13 protein-coding genes are annotated in these 16072 nt (G+C 57.5%); all 13 read right to left on the bottom strand.

Translation table 11 applies throughout. The annotated features are described in order from the left end of the window. Positions 1–10: 10 nt before the first annotated feature. Positions 11–277 carry a DUF4212 domain-containing protein gene (locus D9N13_RS22935; RefSeq protein WP_290594317.1) on the bottom strand — a complete coding sequence of 89 codons (267 nt, stop codon included), beginning with the start codon at positions 275–277 and terminating at the stop codon, positions 11–13. Positions 278–516: 239 nt separating this feature from the next. Further along, positions 517–6120, bottom strand: a complete 5604-nt coding sequence (locus D9N13_RS22930) for a PKD domain-containing protein (RefSeq protein ID WP_290594316.1) — start codon at positions 6118–6120, stop codon at positions 517–519. 41 nt (positions 6121–6161) lie between these two features. Beyond that, on the bottom strand, positions 6162–6584 hold the full coding sequence (locus tag D9N13_RS22925) for a hypothetical protein (protein ID WP_290594315.1): 423 nt from the start codon (positions 6582–6584) through the stop codon (positions 6162–6164). Positions 6585–6642: 58 nt separating this feature from the next. Next, positions 6643–7746: a hypothetical protein gene (locus tag D9N13_RS22920; protein ID WP_290594314.1), complete on the bottom strand. Its 1104-nt coding sequence runs from the start codon at positions 7744–7746 to the stop codon at positions 6643–6645. Continuing rightward, positions 7746–8300 carry a hypothetical protein gene (locus D9N13_RS22915; RefSeq protein WP_290594313.1) on the bottom strand — a complete coding sequence of 185 codons (555 nt, stop codon included), beginning with the start codon at positions 8298–8300 and terminating at the stop codon, positions 7746–7748. Before D9N13_RS22915 ends, D9N13_RS22920 begins: the two co-directional genes overlap by 1 nt. Further along, complete coding sequence (locus tag D9N13_RS22910; protein ID WP_290594312.1) at positions 8297–9898, bottom strand: hypothetical protein; 1602 nt, start codon at positions 9896–9898, stop codon at positions 8297–8299. Before D9N13_RS22910 ends, D9N13_RS22915 begins: the two co-directional genes overlap by 4 nt. Before the next feature lie 3 nt (positions 9899–9901). Beyond that, positions 9902–10663, bottom strand: a complete 762-nt coding sequence (locus D9N13_RS22905) for a lytic transglycosylase domain-containing protein (protein WP_290594311.1) — start codon at positions 10661–10663, stop codon at positions 9902–9904. 50 nt (positions 10664–10713) lie between these two features. Further along, positions 10714–11034 (bottom strand): hypothetical protein, encoded by a 321-nt coding sequence (locus tag D9N13_RS22900; protein ID WP_290594310.1) that lies wholly within the window; start codon positions 11032–11034, stop codon positions 10714–10716. Between the two features lie 26 nt (positions 11035–11060). Further along, the gene (locus D9N13_RS22895) at positions 11061–11996 is read right to left on the bottom strand and encodes a hypothetical protein (protein ID WP_290594309.1); all 936 of its coding nucleotides are present in this window, start codon (positions 11994–11996) and stop codon (positions 11061–11063) included. A gap of 61 nt (positions 11997–12057) precedes the next feature. Further along, complete coding sequence (locus D9N13_RS22890; protein WP_290594308.1) at positions 12058–13089, bottom strand: hypothetical protein; 1032 nt, start codon at positions 13087–13089, stop codon at positions 12058–12060. 67 nt (positions 13090–13156) lie between these two features. Then, the gene (locus D9N13_RS22885) at positions 13157–13771 is read right to left on the bottom strand and encodes a hypothetical protein (RefSeq protein ID WP_290594307.1); all 615 of its coding nucleotides are present in this window, start codon (positions 13769–13771) and stop codon (positions 13157–13159) included. A 1-nt stretch (position 13772) separates the two neighbouring features. Further along, positions 13773–15080, bottom strand: coding sequence for a hypothetical protein (locus tag D9N13_RS22880; RefSeq protein ID WP_290594306.1), 1308 nt, complete (start codon positions 15078–15080; stop codon positions 13773–13775). Then, complete coding sequence (locus D9N13_RS22875) at positions 15077–16054, bottom strand: trypsin-like serine peptidase (RefSeq protein WP_290594305.1); 978 nt, start codon at positions 16052–16054, stop codon at positions 15077–15079. The genes D9N13_RS22880 and D9N13_RS22875 overlap by 4 nt, the downstream gene beginning before the upstream one ends. Between the last annotated feature and the right edge of the window lie 18 nt (positions 16055–16072).

The following is a 16072-nucleotide window of genomic DNA, read 5'->3' as shown; positions in this document are numbered from 1 at the left end:
GTGCCTTACCTCACTTCTCTTCTACGCCGTATTTGCGATCCAGCTCACCCATCTTTTTCGCATACACGAAAATCAACACCACAAAGGTGTAGATGGAACCCTGTTGCGCAAACCAGAAACCCAGTTTATAGCCACCAATTCTGATCTGGTTCAGTACATCCACCAGAATCACACCGAAGCCAAAGGACACCACAAACCACACCGCCAACAGGGTCAACATCAATTTGACGTTGGCCGACCAATAGGCGGTAGCGTCTTCTTTACTCTTGAACGCCATACACGAACCCTCCGAAAATCCTGTTTTATTGTCGTTGTACACTGTTCGTTTTAAACCAGTGGTTGTGGATTGGGTATTAGACGTTGGTCGAGACAAGGGCCTGGAATACGGCTTCTATCCACCTATTACGGACCTGCCCTAACAAAATTTTTCAAATAGAAACAGGGCCTTTTGCCAGTTTACCCGCATGAATAAAGGCGCCCCGTGGGGCGCCTTATGGTTTCAGTGAACGGACCTGGTCAGGGTTGGGTAACCCGCACCGTGCGCAGTTGAGTGAGGTTATCCCCCAGGCCGTCGGCGGTCACCACGATGGGCAGTTCGATGAGACTCCCCGGTGCCATGGTTCCGGACACAGAGGCGCTGACCTGGATGGTGATGGTCTCACCGGCGGGGATGGTATCCAGACTCCAGAACACTTCGTCCCCCGTATCGCAAAAGCCGTTGGCCAGGCAGCCGGTATGTCCGGTGCTGTCAGGGTCAGCGTCGCCCAGGCGGTTGAAGCTAACTCCATCGGGCAGTTCCAGCATCAGTACCGGGTTTTCCACCAGGCTGGCCACGGAGGTGTTGCGCAGGGTGAAGTTGTACACCAGATTATCACCAGGATTCACAGTGGCACTGGAGATCGCATAATCCACATCCAGCTTCAGCGGTTCGGATACGGTAACCGCGCTGCTGACGGATTGATCCAGTTCCAGCCCGCCGTCGTGGCGTAGTTCCACCCGACTGGTGAGGGTGCTGCCTTGCGCTGAATCGTTGGCGGCCATTACCGTGACGGTGCGTTGCAACGAGCCGGCAGCGCCGAGGCTGGCCTGAGTCCACTGGATGCGATTAGCGTTCTGCACACCGCCATCGCTGATGCTGATGACGCTGAGGCCTGCCGGTAACACCAGATCCAGACTCAGGTTGCTGAGTGCCTCATTGGTAGGGTTGCCCAGGTTTACCTGATACTGAAAGCTGCCGCCCGGTGCCACCGGATCGGCGTTGCTGTTCAGGGTCAGTTGCGCTGGAGCCGCGGCCACGACGAACAGGTTGCGTTCCAGTTGAATGGTGTCGCCCTGATTGTCGGCTGTGATGTAGATCGGCGTTTCCACCAACGAGCCGGGTTGCAGATCGCTGCTCACTTGGCCACGGATCTGGATGGTGACGCTGTCACCGGCGGCCAGGTTACCCGGAGCCCAGTACACCTCATCCCCGGCATCACAGAAGCCGTTGGCCAGACAGCCACGGTGGCCGCTGCTGTTGGGTTGGGCATCATTGAGGCGGTTAAAGCTGATGCCATCCGGCACCCGCAACATCAGGGCCGCATTGGACACAGTGCTGCCCAATGAAGTGTTGCTGAGGGTCACCCGGTAGACGAACTCGTCACCAGGGGCGACCACGGTACGGTCCAGATGGTAGTCCACCTCCAGCTTCAACGGCTCGGACACGGTGACGCTGTGTTCCAGCCCCTGATCCTGTTCCAGGCCGCCATCCAATGTGAGGGCGGCTTGTGCGGTGAGGATATCCCCTTCAGCAGCAGCGGCATCCACTTCTACTTGCACCGTGCGTTGCAGGCTTTGCGTAGGCAGCAGGGCGGACTGGGTCCAGGTAACGGTAGCCCCGGACACGCTGCCGCCGTTGCTGTTCACCACGCTGACACCGGCCGGCAGGGTCAGCACCGCTGCCAGGTTTTCCAGGGCATCGTCGCTGGGGTTGCCGATGTTGAGCTGGTAGGTGAAGCGACTGCCGGCGGCCACCGGATCGGCGGAGGACTGCAGTTGAAAGTGTGCAGGCTGTGCAGCCACCACCGCGGCGGTTTCCTGCAGGATCAGGGTATCCCCCAGACCATTGGCGTCGATGAACACCGGTGTGGCGATGATGGTGCCGGGTACCGCAGCGTCATCCACGGTGGCGTCGATCTCAATGCTCAGGCTCTCGCCTGCTCCCAGGTTATCCGGGGTCCAGTACACTTCATCCCCGGCATCGCAAAAGCCGTTGGCCAGGCAGCCCCGTTGGCCGCTGCTGTCCAGGGAGGCATTGCTGAAGCGATTGAAGCTCACGCCCTGTGGGACCCGCAATAGAATAGTGGGGTTTTCCACGGTGCTGCCCAGGGAGGTGTTGCTCAGGGTGATGTGATACTTCAGCTCCCCCCCGGCGCGCACCACGTTCTGGGCCAAATGGAAGTCCGTCTCCAGTTTCAGGGGGGCAGCCACAGTGACGGAGCCGGACAGGCTCTGATCCAGTTCCTGTCCACCGTCAAAGGTCAGTGCGGCGTAGGTGTTCAGGGTGGCGCCTTCCACTGCGTTCTCCGCCATGGTGACGCGGATACGACGCTGCAGGCTTTGGGTGGGCAGCAGGGCGGGTACGTTCCAGGTGATGGTATCACCGCTGATCGCACCATCGTTACTCACGGAGTCGATGATCAGACTCATGGGCACGGTCATGGACAGGGTGCCGTTCAGCAGAGCATCGTCGCTGGCGTTGCCGTAGTGCAGAATGTAGTCGAAGGTTTCACCGGGGGCCACCGGATCCTTGCTTGAATGCAGGCTGATGTACACCTCTTCCTCCGCGACCACACGGGCGGTGTTCTGTTGCTGGATCAGATCCCCAAGGCCGTCGGCGCTGACAAAGATCGGTGTTTGCAGCAGGCTGCCAGGTGGCACCAGTTCATCCACGGTGGCGTTGATCTGGAACGACAGGCTGTCACCGGCGGCCAGATTGCCCGGGGACCAGAACACTTCATCACCCGCGTCACAGAAACCGTTGGCCAGGCAGCCCCGTTGCCCGTTGCTGTCGAAGGAGGCATCGTCAAAGCGATTGAAGGAAACGCCGTTGGGCACCCGCAGCATCAGCACCGGATTTTCCACCGTGCTCACCGTCGATACATTGCTGAGGTTGATGACATACACCAGATTGTCACCGGCGGCCACTACGGTTTGCCGGGTCTGCAAACCCACTTCCAGCGGCAGTGGCTCGGACACCGTTATGGTATCGTGCAGCGTCTGCAGCGGGCCGGCATCGTGGCTCAGGGTGGCGCGGGTAATCAGGCTAGCCGCTTCTTCCGTCAGCGCTGACAGGCGAACACTCAGAGTGCGTTCCAGGCTTTGTGTAGGCAGTAGATCCGCCATTGACCAGGTGACTGTGTTGCCACTGATGACGCCACCTTGTCCTGCAAACTCGGCGCCGAGTCCGTCGGGCAGGGTCAGGTTCAGTTCCATATTGTCCACCACGTCATCACTGGTATTGCCGATGTAAACGCGGTACTCAAACCGTTCGCCGGGAGCAATGGGTTCGTCGCTACCGTTTAGGGTGAAATGCACCGGTTGTTCCGCCACCACATCGACACTGCGCACCAACTGTAGCGGAGTGGAGAAACTGTCGGAACTGATGCTGAGGGGGGTGGTTAACGTGGTGCCCGGCAGCACGGTAGCGCCGATATCGGCATCTACTTCAAAGCTGATGCTGGCGCCGGCTTCCAGGTCGCCCAGGGACCAGGTCACGGTGTCGCCATCATCACAGAAGCCGTTGGCCAGGCAGCCGCTTTGCCCGCTACTGTCCAGGGAGGCGTTGCCGAAGCGATTAAAGGATACCCCGGCGGGCAGCGTCATGGAGACCACCAGATTGCTCAGGGTGTCGACTTCCGATAGGTTGCCTGCGGTGATGCTGTAAATCAGCTGGCCGCCGGCTACCACTGGGCTGGACTTGATTTCAAAGTGGAACTGGTCCGCCATCGATACCGGGCGACTGTCCGGGTTGGTGGGGTCGGTACCGGCATCGATTTCCACCTGGTTACTGTAACCGTCGTTATCGAAGTCCTCATCACCGTCCGCGATGCCGTCATCATCGGAGTCGGCCAGATCAATGCGGTAACCGAAGGTTTGCTCCCACTGGTTATTGAGGGAATCACCGTCTTCGTTCTCCAGGCCATCGTTAATGCTGTCGCCGTCGCTGTCGATGGCGTTCGGGAGCAGGCCCTGGTCCAGCTCAAATGAACTGAGCAGGCCGTCGCCGTCCAGGTCACCGTCGCTGACACTCAGTTGCACGGTGTCCACGTCGTCCATCATGCCGTCACTGACCGTCAACTGCAGCAGATAGTCACCGGCTTGGTTGAGTGTGAAGTCGGGACTGGCCACGGTGCTGTCGCTGAATTGATACTGTGACTCGGCCGGTGCGCTGGTCACTGACCACTGATAGGTGAGGGTATCGCCATCCGGATCATTGGAGCCGGAGCCGTTCAGTGCGACCGTGGCCCCCAGAATCAGCTCGCTCTGATCGGTACCGGCATCCGCCTGTGGCGGTGTGTTCTCTGCCACGGTTACGATTACGGTGGGCGTGTTGATGCTGAAGAGTTCGCCATCGCTCACTGACAGCTGCACTTCGTACACGCCGGCGGTATCGGCAATAAAGCTGGGGGAAACCGTGTCGGCTCCGTTCAGTTCTGCCATGCTGGCGTCCGGTTTGCTTTTGAAGCTCCAGCTGTAGAGCAGGGCATCGTTGTCCGGGTCGCTGGAAGCGGAGCCGTCCAACACCACTTGCACACCTGGATTGTCGAAGGACTGGGGAGAACCGGCGTTGGCCACCGGGGCGTAGTTGAGGATGGAATCAACATCGATCTGTACGCTATCGATGCTGTCGGTTTCGCCATCGGACACCCGCAACTGCACCACATAAGTACCGCTGATATCCGGTGTGAATCCGGTGTTGAGGGCGTTGGGATCGCTGATATCGGCGCTGCTACCCGCCGGTGCCGTGAGAATCGACCAGCTGAACTGCAGGCGGTCGCCGTCCACATCGGTGGAAGCATCAGCACTCAGGCTGATGGTATCGCCCAGATTTGCCACCTGATCGCTGCCGGCATTGGCCACCGGTGCGGTATTGCCCACGTTGACCCAGACGGTATCGCGGTCACTGAGTTCACCATCGGATACTGTCAGCTCCAGTTCATAGTTGCCTTTCTGTTCGATGGTAAAGCTGGGCATGCTGCTGGTGGCGTTGTCCAGTGCCGGAAGGGGCCCCGTGGGCACATTGTCGGTGAAGGCCCACTGATAGCTGAGGCTGTCGCCATCGAAATCGCTAGACTGGGTGCCGTTCAGGGTAACGGAATCCCCAACCTGCTTGCCGCCGATATCATTACCGGCGTCCGCCACCGGGGCGACGTTGTTGGTGGTGATCTGTACCTGATCCCGAGCGCTATCGGCATAACCGTCGTTCACCGTGAGGCCGACGGTATAGGTGCCCGGCAGATCCAGCCCGGTTAGCGTCGGTTGTACCTCGGTGGCGCCGTTCAGAATGACCGTGCTGCCTTCCGGTGTGTCCAGAATCTGCCAAACATAGCTCAGGCGATGGCCGTCGGCATCGGAACTGCCGCTGCCGTTCAGCGTCACGTTCAAGGGCGTGCCCGGCTGCAGGTCCACCGCGCGATCCGCACCGGCCTCAGCCAGCGGAACCGTGTTGGTCAGGACGATGGAAACACTGGCGGGAGCGCTGTTAACCGTGCCATCGTTGACCACCAGTTGAATGGTGTATGCACCGGGAACGTCCGCCACCAGGGTGGCCAGCGGGGCAACGGCGTCAGTGATGCTGGCGTTGTGACCCGCGGGCCCGGTCAGGATGGACCACTGATACTGCAGTGCATCACCGTCCGGGTCAGTGGATGCATTGGCATCCAGCGCCAGTTGTGCGCTCAGTGGTTGTGGCGAAACCAGGTTGGCGATCATGGCAGTGGGTGGAGCGTTTTCGTTGTCCCGCGGCGTGTCGTCATCATCGCCTCCACCGCTGCTGCCCCCGCCACAGGCGGAGAGCAGGCCGAGCATACCGCCGACCAGGGCGGTTTTTGAGATCAATAGTAGTGAGTGTGTCTTCATGGTGATATCCCCTGTGAAGTATCCTGCTGAGATAAAGTGGTTTACTGAGGTAGCTGTGAAAGTACGAACAGAACCAGCGCCAGAAAGCCCAACCCCAAAATCACTTTGTAGAGCTTTCCTGCCAGCACCCCGCAGATGACGCCCAATACCAGCGCGGCAACACCGTTTTCCTCATTGGGTTGGTATACGGCCAGTGCTGAGGCGGCGAACGCAATTAACGCGAACAGTGGACTGAAATCCTCATCAGAACCGGATTGCGCCTTGGTTTGGTGCTTGGTTTGGGGCTTGGATTTTGGTTGGGTGCTGGCTTTGGTTTTGCGCGGTTTGGGAGCGGGTGTGGCGATCGGTTTGGGCTGTGAAACCGGTCGATCATTCAGCCCCATTTGATTGTGCATTGAGCCGGTTGGTGTGCCCTGCAGTCCCAGTTGGTACTCCACCCAGTCTTGGTCATGTTGGCTGGCCATGTTTAACTCCTGCGTGATAGATGATTGCAGGAGTTAAGGTGGGAGGATCAGGGTCAATTTATTCCACTTGCAACTGGGCGGACTCCATTTTTTTGTCGTTTTGCATGAGATTGATGGTAAAAAGACTGTTTTTTGGCAGTTGCAGAAGATACAGGTTAAGCAAGTAGCGGGGAGCAACCCGGCTACGGTCCAGACTCAGGTCAAGAGGCCGCTGGTCGGCCAGGATCTCCAGTGAGGTGCCGGGGGGCGCTGCCTTATCCAGGTCGAATTCAATACGGCACAGGGCGCCTTCCAAGGACAGCTTATTGAGGCGTTCCCAGCGCACGGCACGTGGTTCGCTGCGGGTGCGTTCACTGAAACACCGGCCGTCTTTGGCGTACTCCCAGCGCATGCTGACCTCGACGGCGGATGAGGCGCCGCTGTTTGCCACAAACCCTTTTACGCCTGCCAGGGCGCCCACCAGCAGCAAGGTGCCGGCGGAGACGGCAGCGATGGCACTGCGGTACTTGCCCATAAAACCCTGGGCAGGGGGGCGGGGCGCCGGTAGCGTCAGGTGCGGATCGGCGGTGGGGGGCAGGGCAGAGGGATCATCGAAGCGTACCTGGCTGATAAATTGAACGCTCAGTGAGGGGTATTCAGCTTGCAGCGCGCCTAAGGTCACCTGCAGTGAAGGTTCCCGGTTGCCTTCCGGCAGCATTAAGCATACGGGCAGGCACTGTCGGTGAGCGTCGGCGAACAACGCACGCGACTGTGCCAGTTTGCGTTCGATATCGGAAACCGCATGGACTCTGCCGCTCACATCCACCTCACCGCTGGCCCAGATTATCCGGTCGACGTCGGCCAGTTCTGTTGCCGCGCTGGGGTCGCAGTGGGCCAGCTTGCCGGCGTGGGACAACTGGTGCACGATGAACGCACCCAACTGCCAGCTGTTACCCTGGGCGATGTCGTCACTGAGGTCCAACCGATAGTTTTCCTGTTGCGTGTGGCGGGCGATGATGCCGGTATCCAGGCTGACAAAATCGTTATAGGCATCGCTGATGCTGGCCTTACTGGCACGGAGATTGAGGCAGGCGGTGCTCAGGGATACCCGGGGTTCCACTACCAGGCGCAGTATGCGCACCGGAGTTTGGGTGGTGGCAATGAAGACGGCGGTTCCGGTCATCACCACATCCTGATTATGCGGTCGGGATCAGCCATGATGGATATCAGCGGATGATCTTTTTCCAATAGCATCTGGATCACCCCGCGATGAGCGGTATCCAGAACCAGGTCGATTGCGCCCTCGGTGTTGCTGGATGCGCAGAGCCGGGTGGGTGCCTCCGAGTTGGCGCCCACTTCGATGATCAGATAATAGTCGTGGGGCGGATGAGAGGATACCTGTAAACGATAGCGCCAACGCTGTGGTGAATCATTGGCGGTGAGTCCGGCAGCGGGCGCGTCCGGAACGCTGGCCGCCGCCGAGGCCACCACCAGGGTATTGGCGCACAGTGCATCCAGCACCTGTTGATAGCGGGTTTGGGTGGTGGGGTCGCGTCGTAAGGCCCGGGCTATGGCCGGCTGTTCGCCGGGGTTGGGATCGCTGGCGTATGCGAACAACTGCCGCAGGCTGATCTCGGGAACCTGCTCCGCCCATTCCTGCACCAGGGATCCAGTAATGAATGCCTGCTGAATGTGGTTGCGGGTAGCCGAATCGAGGTCTTTCCATTGCCTGTTCATGATGGCTGCGCCTCGCTCTGTGGTTGGTAGATGGTTTTGAAGTTTTCGTGCATGGTGGTTAGATCGAAGGTCTGTTGTTGTTCCACGTCGCCAACCTGTTCCAGCAACTGGCGGTGGCACTGTTCAAAATAGGTTAATGCGCCGATAAAACGATCGCTGGCCTGTGACAACAGATCGGTGATGAGTGGATCGTCCCTGTCTTTTCGGCTGAAACCCGACTGGGTACAGGCCTGCCAGGCCTGTTTGCAATGGGTGATGGCGTCGTTCAGCTCCGGCGGAACGCCATTCTGGTGGGCGATGGCCCGATAAGCGGACCGATAAATGGATTCCATCACGGCGCTCAGGTCGCCCTGATCTTCTTCCAGCTCCGGCACTGTGATGCCCATCCGGGTAAGGTCCCGTAACCAGCCGGCGCGACCGCCCAGTTGCGGTGACACCAGATACAGCAGCCGCAGGCCGTCACTGTTCTCATTCACAATCAGATGATAGATGGACGCCTGCACCGAACGCCTGAACAAACCGGATGTCTTGTTGCAGCGCTGTAGAATCGCCTGATAATCCATGGGCAACTCTGCCCCCTGCAACTGCTGCAGAATACCCGCAATCAACGCTTCGGCCTGTGGTCCGCGACGGGCGTTGATCATGCGGTTTTCCAGTGGCGCGAAACAATGGGCACGGAGCGCGGACAGCATTAAATGGTGTGCCGGATAGGGCAAGTCGATGAAAAAGCCGACCGAGTTCAGCCCTGTCCCCAGCAGAAAACGGATGGGTTCATATTCCGTGTGCAGCGCAGTCCAGTCGTCGGCGCCGGACACACCGCTGAGCACCGTCTCGTCGGTGCTGTTGTCATCCAATAATCCGGGCTCGGATGCTGCCGTTTGATTCAGATGGGAAGCAAAGCTATCCACAAACAACACCAGTAACTGATGTACTTTTTGGTAGCGCTGAACATTCAGCTGTGGATCGGCCCAGTGGGTTTGCCAATAGCCTAATAGCTGATCCGGCCCAATATCCCGTGGCGAGTAACGGCCGCCATCGAATTGATCGTCGCAAAAGGCGACAATTGATTTGAACTGCTTTTCTTTGTGGCTGGAACCGCCACGGCGGCGGCGGTAGGCATCAAACTGATCACTCCATTCCCTGGCGATCTGATCGACCTGGTTGCGATCGTTGCAATTGCAACCGATGCGATCACACAGCGCCTGCAGGGCGGGCAGCTCCAATAACTCCGCGAAAGCGTTGGCGGTGTAGATAAGCTCCGGTGTGGATCCGCAATAGATGCAGAAAGAGCTGCCATCGGAATAGTGAGCGTGGATCTGGTCTGCCCCGGAAAAGCAGTGGCTGATGGTGCTACTGCTGACGGGGGTGACAAACAACAACTCGATATAATTGAGCCCCTGTTGATGAATTGCCGCCACGAAATGGCTCAAGCGCCGTAACAGCTGAAAGCGCTCCCGGGTTAACAGGGTCTTGATGCAGCCGGCCAGTATGCGGCGGCGATGTGATTCGGAATCGGTGGCGAAGATGCCGTAATCATCCTCAATAATGGGCAGCGTCTCGTTGAACAGTTCATTAAACAGATTAAAGCTCACTGTCATCGTTCAGTCCCAGCCATAGGTGGATGAATGTTCCCAGCGTTGGAGTGATTCCCGAAAGCGGGATCGTATTGTCTGCATTCTCATTTCAAGCGGGGAGCGTCCTGCGTACAGATCGTGTCCGGGCACCGGCACCCTGAGCCGACGGGCCATGGCAGCAGCCTGGGGGCTGAAGACCGGTTGTTGCGTTTGGTGCTGAACCAGGCTGGTGTCAGTGTCGGAAAAATGGTGTTGCCAGCGCTGCACACTGGCCACGTAGGATCGGGTGTATGAGTGTGGCTGGTAGTTGTTGTCTGCCTTCAGGCTGCCACCGTTGTAATGGGAGAGCGCGGCTTCCCAGTTGTTGTCGTACTGCCGATAGAGATCCGTGAGGTACTGCAGCCCGGTGCGAATATTAACCACCGGGTCCCACAGGTGATCGGGGTCCAGTTGGAACACGTCGCGGGCAGTGACAGGCATGATCTGCATCACCCCACGGGCGCCTTTGGGGCTGACTGCGGCGGCGTCAAAATCGGACTCTACTTTGGCGATGGCCAAAGCCAGTTCCGGCGGAAGCTCAGGGTGTGAGCGGGCCTCCTGTCGGATCAGTAATTTAATTCGTTGCTTGCTGAATCGATCCGGCATGGGGGTGGCATGGGCTCCCTGTGACCACCGCGCCAGAGATTCTGACGAAAGTTCGTTGCCAGCGTACGCTGGTTGATGGGTGAGCATCACGCTTACCACGCAGCATAAACACGTAAAACAGTAAAAGCATTGATACTTACTCATGGCGCTTTCCTCCTCAGGGTGCCCCCACTGCTTCAGCTGGTGGCGATGGATCAGTTTGCTGAATGCAGTGGCATGCCGAATACGTAGCCTTCCGGCCCTTTGTCGACTTCGATGAAATGCCAGATTTCATCGTAGGGCCTGATGCTGGCATCAAGCCGGTCACCTTTGCGATAAAGGGCCACAGTCTTGGCGCTGATGCTGGGAGCGCTGCGCAGTTGGAAGCGCCGGGTGGCAACCACGGTGCCCTCGGCGGTCACCGGCCCCTGCCGGTAGCCGGTGGCAGACGCCGGTGCCGCGATGGGTTGTTGTGTCGAGCAACCACTGACAACCGCTACCAGGCCGGCGAGTTGCAGTATATTACGTAGTTTCATGTTGAATCTCCCGCACCGGTCATGGATCAGTTAAAGCGACCTTCGCGATCGGATCGGGCCCGCTGATCGGCAATGACCTGTTCCACCGAGAAGGTTCGGCCGTTGCGCACAGTGACGCGGTATTCGTGCTCTTCATAACCCATGTCCAGCAACAGAATGTTCAACCACTTATAGAGATCCTTGCTGGTGGCGCGGGTGGCGTAGTTGTACTTATACACGGTGGCGTCTCCGGATACTCCGCGCACATCAACAAACTCGGGGAACTCCTTTTCCATCACTTCGGTAATGGCCAGAATCTCTTTCATGGAGAAGTTGCGGAACGTGAAGTTCATGTTGTTGATCAGTCCGGGATCATTGCGGTTATCGGCGTTGTTGCTGCTGACATCGTCGCGGGCCAGATACTTCAGCTTGTTGGATAACACATCCCCCAGGCTGGCGGCGATGTCCCGGGCATGATCACCCACGATTTCTTCGATACAGATACCGGCGCATTCCCGGGGCGCGGGAAACTCCATTTTCAGGGGCTCCCAGCCGGCCAGGTATTGGTTGGAGGCCACATCATAAATATCCCCATTGATTCGCACCTGGGCCTTGGTGCCGAAGCCGTAGTCTTTGGCCATGGCGCGGATTTTGAACACCACCAGGGCGCGGCCGCATAAGGTCGCGTCTTCCGACGTGCAGGCTAGGTCCACCACTTTAATCAGTTCTTCCTTGGGGCGGCGATCGCGGAAATTCCAGTCCATTTTGGCGGCGATGGCGCTTTCATCAATCACATACCAGTCATCGGTGGCCAGTTGGCGCTGCAGTTCGGTCATCACACGGCGGTGGATATCACTGGAGCGCTTGACGCTGTTGGGGTCTGAATCTTCCGCCATGACGATCACGGGCAGGCCCTGTCCGCCTTTGGCAAAGGCAAAAAGCGGCACAAGACTGATTAAGGTGGCAAGCAGTAATCTTTTCATGATGATGGTTCCTGATGATTGAATGGGTTATCCCTGTAAATGGCAGGATTTGAGTCTTTTTTTACGGACAGTCCGCAGATTGTTCCTGTCCGGTGACTTTTTCCGTGACGGTACCGATGAGTCCGGTCAGCATATTCTTCTTTGGTTCGCAGTCGGACTTGTCTGCGAGCACCGTCTGCTTGGTGTTATCTTCCTGTTTTGCAAGGGAGAATGTGCTGGTGGTGCGCTGGTCGATGGCGCGTGCCACCTCCACCGCCTTTTTGGATTCGGCGTGTTGGGCCTTTTTGATCATGTTCTTTTGTTTTTTCAGCGCCGATTTATCCAGGGACTTGTTGATGTCCATGGCCAGCTGGATGGCGGAGGTGATGTTTTCCACCATGCCGGTGGCCCGCTCCGGTAGATTTTCGGCAAATTCGGAGGTAATGCCCACAGCACTGTTGGCGGATACCAGATCCAGCCGTTGTTGTTTATCGGCATCCATCCAGTATTTACGGAAGGTGGTCACACCCAGTGCGGATTGCGCCTGGTAGTAGTTGGCTGCGTTCAGGGAAATCTGGGATTCCACAACATGCTGGCGAAACTCGTCGGACCCCAGGTACTTGTCTTTGCGCTTTTCCAACTCGGCCTCGATTTCCTTGGCGCGGCTACCGATCATCTCGGTGGCTTTGATCACGTCGGCATCGATTTGCGCGGCGGGGTTTTCCCCCTCCAGGGCCTTTTCCAGCTCCAGTATGATTTTGCTGAGGGTCTGCTTCATACCCAGGGCTTTCTCAATGGAGTCGATGCCCTGTGCCGCATTGAGTGTGGCGCGGTCAATGTAGTCCGCCGACGCCAGCAGCAGACCTGCGGGACTGTTGATTTCGCAGAGTGGGGTTTTGTCTTTCTTGAATACGTTCCAGGCTTTCTTGGCGATATCGAGCAGATCATTCACCATGCGGTCCTGGTAGTCGATCTTGATTTTGTTTTCTTTCATATACAGGCAGGCCCCATCCAGACCTGTATTGAATATGTTTACTTTCGCCCAGGCGGGTGTGCCTGCAGCCAAAGCCAGAGCGATCAGAATAGTTTTGGTGATCATGTGACGAGATTTCATTGTTTTCCCCCTTGTTAACAACTACTCGATTAATTGGCAGGTTTAGAGCCAGAATTTCTCCGGGCTCCTATTTGCCGGGGCTTCCATTGGCCAGGGTGTCCACGGCCTGCGCCACCACCCTATCCACCAGCTTTACGATCATACCTTCGCGTGTGCCCCGGCTCCCCATGCGTTGCTCCCGGTGCAGGGTATCGTTGGTTACCAGCTTGTGACTGGCGGCGTCGTACACCCGCAGGTACATGTCAACGCGGATATTGCGGCCCAGGTTGGCGATCTGGGTATCACTGATGATGATGCGGTCGTTGGCGGTGAACTCCGGCAGATACTGGTTTTCCACCCCCAGTTTGATGTTGTTTAGTATCTGTAATACCGCTTCGGCATAGTTGCCGAAGCTCTCACAATTGCGAAAACTGAAATCACCGCCCACCACTGGGCACTCGTGGGAATACCGCAGTTGCTGGAAACCGGATTTTAGCGGCGTCAGATCCACATGTTCGTAACCATGACGGCTGAGGTGTGTCAGCAGCAGGGTTTCAAAATTGAAACTGCTTTCCAGTACTTCCCGGCTGGCGGGCCGGCCGTCGATGGTGACCCGCATCAATGTGGCGACCGACTGGGCCTGGGCCGGGAAGCTCAGCAGGCCGCACAATGCCATAAGGCACAGAGCAAAACGAAAATTCATGTCAGTTCCCCTTAACCGGCAAATGCGACAGTGCGTTAATCAATGCGATCTGGTGAAACAGGCGTTGCTGATCCGGGTTGGCTTTGGCCCGGCCCTCAACCCGACTGGCTTGATACAGCCCGTAGAAAGCCTTGTCGTCCAGGAACTCCAACTCGCGCTGCGGTGTGCAGCTATCGGGTGGGGTAAACGCCTTGATCAGGCTCAGGTTGGTAACGTATTCGTCGACTTTGAGCAGAGCCTCCTGGCCGTTGGCGCTGGTGGCGGAGTCAATGTCGTCGATGGTGGCAATGTATTTGTTGGCCGCCTGTTTCGGGTTGATGGAGAAATCAATCAGGCGGTCGGTGAGGGATTTGCGGTTTTGTGGCAGGGCGAAGCGGGCCGCCACTTCCCAGGCGTTGTCCGAACGCCAGGTGGACCAGCCCAGCGGTGGCAGGGTAATCAGGCCTTTGGCCGATAAGGCATCAGTGGTGCCATGGGCCAGCAGCCCCGCCATTTGGGCGCAAGCTGTGGAGCCGGGTTTGCAGCCGGATGGAATGTTGCACATGTTCGGGCTGGCCCCAGGCTGTTGCCATTGAAACAGTTGGCCGGCGTTGCTGCCATTCACCCAGACCCCGGTAACAATGTGGCGGTCTTCATCCCGGATTTTGTTCAGGTTACGTGTTTGAATCAGGCTCACCAGTCGCTCCAGCGCTTTGTCCGACGCCTGGGTATAGGCTTTCAGAAACTGTTGTTGCTGTTCTTTCGGGTTGTTGATTTGGCTGGCGGCGGATTTGTTGTGCACCTGGCTCAAAGCTGATGCAGACAGTACGATCTCATCATTCTCCAGATCCAGCAGCAGAGCAGTGACACTGGTAAAGAAATAGTCGTGATAGGAGTGCCTGACCTTGCCATTCGTTAGCTGGTAGGGGTAGACGAACCCCATGTGCTGCTCAAACGAGCCCACCAGGAAAATACCCAGCACGCGATCAAAGTATCGCTGCAGTTTCGTTACGGAGTCGAAAGGGGCACGCTCCTTACCCAGTTCCCTGGCGATGGCGGCCTCGGCGTCATCCACCAACAGCGCAACGGGATAGGGTGACAGCTGAGGCAAGCCACCGGTTTCCCGGTTCAGTTGAATGACCATTTGTTCGGTGGCGTCTTCCAGTCGATAACTGCCGTCGGTCAACAGATCAAACAGCGTCTGCTGAGTGGCTTCCTCGGTATAGCCGATGCCGCCGTAAAGAATGATATTGTTCTGCGGTTTGGCTCCGGCTATCGATACCAGCATCAACAGCGGCAGCAGCATCCAATAGCGAGTTAAGGTTTTCATATAATGGGTTTCCAGCCGCCGGTGTTGTCTTGGGTATCGGAAGGCGGGTCTGCCGGTTTGGGGGTGGGCTTTGCCTTTGGTGCTGCCGCAGGGTTTGGTTTGGCTGATGTTTTAGCGGGTGTTGCATTGTTGCTGGTGCCGGAGCTGGTGGCAGTGCCGGTTACCGGCAGATAAGGTTTGATTTTTTCGGCGATAAACAGAATACGGGTGCCCAGGTTAAAGCGGCCCTCCACTCCCCGGTGGTGGAGCGCAACGATTTTGTCACCGTCGATACTGAATACCGGCGAACCTGACGAGCCACCCTGGGTGTCGGCCAGATAGCAGAGATACGCCTTATTGCCGGTAAAGGGGGACTGGCAGTTGATGACTTGGGTATTGTTGGTGACAATTTCCTTGGGGCGACTATCGGGGTGTTGAATGATTTTGACCGAGCGGATCTGTTGCACCAGGTTCGGGTTCTGTTCCAACTGCAGCCAGCCGTAACGGTTGCCCAGCGGTTTGTTTAGCTTCAGCAAGGCATAGTCGAGGGATTCGTGGTAGGAAAGGATTTGGGTGGCCTGGGCCGTGGAGTTAGCATCTGGTTTGCTTTTGGGGCTGGTGTACTCCATCCACACAACAATGTTCGTGGCTGGAATTATGCCGCCGTTATCCGCCGCGATGCAGTGATGATTGGTCAGGAACAGGTCTGGGCCCACCAGCGAACCGGAGCAGAATCCTTTGCGTTTTACGTCCATGAAGAAACCGACTTTTTTGCTAAGTTCCACGTTGGCGTCATTTGCCGGCAGGTCGATCACTTTGACAAAGTCCGGTTTGCCCATGATGCGTTCCTGGACCGCTTCCCCTTGGCTGTTCACCTCGCCATCTGATCCTATGGCATTCCAGGTTTGCAGTTCATCAATGCTCAACGACAGGGTATCGGCCAGTGTCGGACATGACAGGCACATAAACCCCAGCACAATCATCAGGTGTTTCATGCTGTTTTCCCCAATAAA

Origin of the sequence: Ketobacter sp. GenoA1, from assembly GCF_003671475.1 — a bacterium.
Classification (GTDB): Bacteria; Pseudomonadota; Gammaproteobacteria; order Pseudomonadales; family Ketobacteraceae; genus Ketobacter.
This window is presented reverse-complemented; position numbering and strand designations above follow the sequence as displayed.